Below are 2,017 nucleotides of genomic sequence, written 5' to 3' on the forward strand. Positions count from 1 at the left end.
GCGTGAACGGCACCGAGATCACCGCCACGGTGCCGAGAGCCAGCAGGAACGCCGCCGGGGTGGCCTGGGCCGCGGTCAGCGTCGCGCCGATCACCACGACCGGGATCAGCGAGAGGTAGGTGAGCGCCAGGCCGGCCAGCACCCGGCCGGCGAACCGCGGTGCCGGCCCGGTCGGCAGGGTCCGGGTGTACGGATTCCAGGGCTGGTCGCGGTCCTCGGCGACACCGACGCCGTACTGGAAGATGTTGGCGCTCATCACCGAGAAGGTGACCATCGACGCGGTGGCGTAGGTGGCGCCCACCGCATCGTCACCGGCGAACGGCACCACGAAGAAGATCATGGCGGCGGCCGGGAAGAAGGCGCTGCCGAAGACTGCCACCGGAATCCGGATGATCTCCAGAAGTTGGTAGCGGGCGTGGACCAGGGCGAGCTGCACTGTCGCCTCCTCAGACGGTGGTGGGTCGGCCGCCGGCAGCGGCGGTGATGGGTCGGCCGGTGCTGGTCGGCGCGTCCCCGCTGGGCGTGTCGCCGGTGGTGATGGCGAGGAACGCCTCCTCCAGTGACGTCGGCCGTACCTCCAGGTCGGTGAACGGAACCCGGGCCGTGACCAGCGCTCGGACCAGCTCGTCGGCGTCGGTGGTGAGCAGGTGCAGCCGACCGTCGACCCGTTCGGTGCGAACCACCCCGGGCAGGTCGGGCAGGTCGTCGGCGACCAGGCTGACCCGGCGTACGCCCACGATGCCGCGCACCGCGTCCACCGTGTCGGCGGCGAGCACCCGGCCCTGCCCGATGACCACCACCCGGTGCGCGAGCGCCTCCACCTCCTCCAGGTAGTGGCTGCTCAACAGCACAGTGCCACCGTCGGCGTGGAAGGCCCGGATCGCGTCCCACAGGGTGTGCCGGGCGGCCACGTCCAGGCCGGTGGTCGGTTCGTCGAGCAGCACCAACCGGGGCCGGCCGACGAACGCCAACGCCACCGCCAACCGGCGGCGCTGCCCACCGGAGAGCCCACCGGTCTGTCGTCGGGCGAGGTCGCCCAAACCGAACTGGTCGAGCAGTTCACCGCGGGGCACCGGGTCGGGGTAGTGCGCGGAGACGAAGTCGACGACCTCGCCGACGCGCAGCGTGCCGGGCAGGCCGGTCTCCTGCGGGGTGACTCCGATCTGCCGTCGGCTGGCCGGGTCGCGGGGGTCGCGGCCGTTCAGTTCGACCCGTCCCGAGCTGGGGCGGCGCAGGCCCACCAGCAGGTTAATCAGGGTGCTCTTGCCGGCGCCGTTCGGCCCGAGCAGGCCGACCAGCTCACCGGCCCGGACTTCCAGGTCGACGCGATCGAGGGCGAGGACGTCGCCGTACCGGCGGCTGGCCTGTTCGGCGCGGGCGAGGGTCATGGCTGCTCCTTCGACGAGGTGGGGTCGAGCAGGGCGCGGATGGTTTCGGTGTACTCCTCGAACGCCAGCCGGCCGCGTCGGCTGAGCCCGACCAGGGTCGCCGGGGTGCGTCCACGGTGGGTCTTGCTGATCTCCACGTAGCCGGCCTCCTCGAGCTTGCGCAGGTGCACCGAGAGGTTGCCGGCGGTCATCGCGAGCAGCTCCTGCAGGCGGGGGAAAGCGATCTTGTCGCCGACGTTGAGAGTCGAGAGGCTGGCGACCACCCGCAGTCGGGCCTGCGCGTGGATGACCGGATCCAGCTCGGTCACGGCTGCTGTCGCTGTTGCTGTCGCCGCCGGGCGATCGCGCCGGCCACCAGCATTCCGCCGCCGCCGGCCACCGCAACGATGAGCGGGTGCCAGCCCGGCCCGGCGAACGCCCCGACCAGGTTGCTCACGCTGATCCAGCCGCCCAGGCGGAACAGGTCCTGGTCCAGCCAGACCGCCCCGCCGGCCATGTGCAGCGCGCCGGTCAGCCCGACGGCGGTCGCCGACCAGAGCAGTGCCGCCAGGTCGTGTGGCAGGTGCTCGGAGATCCGGCCGAGCCCCGCGTAGATGCTCACCGATCCGAGGGCCCACGCGTAGCCGTAC

General features: G+C 72.2%; 2 protein-coding genes and 2 pseudogenes. All 4 read right to left on the reverse strand.

Annotated elements, in window-relative coordinates; all coding sequences use genetic code 11:
• Positions 1-436: pseudogene (locus KBX53_RS31140) on the reverse strand (ABC transporter permease); the annotation flags it as partial.
• Between the two features lie 10 nt (positions 437-446).
• The gene (locus tag KBX53_RS31145; RefSeq protein ID WP_210863317.1) at positions 447-1,388 is read right to left on the reverse strand and encodes an ABC transporter ATP-binding protein; all 942 of its coding nucleotides are present in this window, start codon (positions 1,386-1,388) and stop codon (positions 447-449) included.
• The gene (locus KBX53_RS31150) at positions 1,385-1,696 is read right to left on the reverse strand and encodes a transcriptional regulator (protein ID WP_030334078.1); all 312 of its coding nucleotides are present in this window, start codon (positions 1,694-1,696) and stop codon (positions 1,385-1,387) included. The genes KBX53_RS31145 and KBX53_RS31150 overlap by 4 nt, the downstream gene beginning before the upstream one ends.
• Positions 1,693-2,017, reverse strand: a pseudogene (locus KBX53_RS31155) (transporter); the annotation flags it as partial. The gene KBX53_RS31150 and the pseudogene KBX53_RS31155, both read right to left, overlap by 4 nt.

Source organism: Micromonospora sp. M51 (assembly GCF_018070305.1).
Taxonomy (GTDB): Bacteria; Actinomycetota; Actinomycetes; order Mycobacteriales; family Micromonosporaceae; genus Micromonospora; species Micromonospora parva.